Below are 593 nucleotides of genomic sequence, written 5' to 3' on the forward strand. Positions count from 1 at the left end.
GCTGCTGGCCGAGGTGACGGATGCGCTGGTCGCGGTGCACGGGCAGGCCGATCAGCAGCGGCTTCGGTCGGCGGCAGCGCAGCGACAAGCACTCGATCGGGGAGCGGGCCGGGCCCTCGAGGCCACACTGGTCGACTACCGTAAGCACCTCGCAGCTTGGCAGGCTGCCCGCGACGAGTTAGAGCAGATCACGACGCACCGTGACGAGCGGGCTCGGGAGGCTGCAATGTTGCGGCAGGACCTCGACTTCATTTCGGCCGTGGACCCGCAGCCAGGCGAAGACGAATCGCTCGCAGCGCTCGCGAACAGGCTGCAGCACGCAGAGGCGTTGCGTCAGGCAGTCGCCGAGGCACAGGCGACGGTCTCGAATGACGAAGACGACCCAGATGCCCTGACGCTTACGGGGCAGGCACGGCGCCTCATCGAACGTGAAGACGATCCGCTGTTAGCGCCCGTCACCGAGCGGCTCATCGCGGCCGAGACCGCCCTCGCCGAGGCCTCGAGCGAACTCATGCAGTACCTCGACGCGCTCAGCGCCCCAGAGAGGTCACCCGACGAAGTGCAGCAGCGGTTGCACGACGTCAACGACATAG

General features: G+C 67.5%; 1 protein-coding gene. It reads left to right on the plus strand.

The window, feature by feature from the left end; translation table 11 throughout:
• The coding region (locus tag AC4PG8_RS13905; protein WP_492170469.1) for a hypothetical protein at positions 1 to 593 on the plus strand (593 nt) is incomplete at both ends.

It is taken from the genome of Listeria sp. MAN/IMW/UF555, assembly GCF_058684075.1.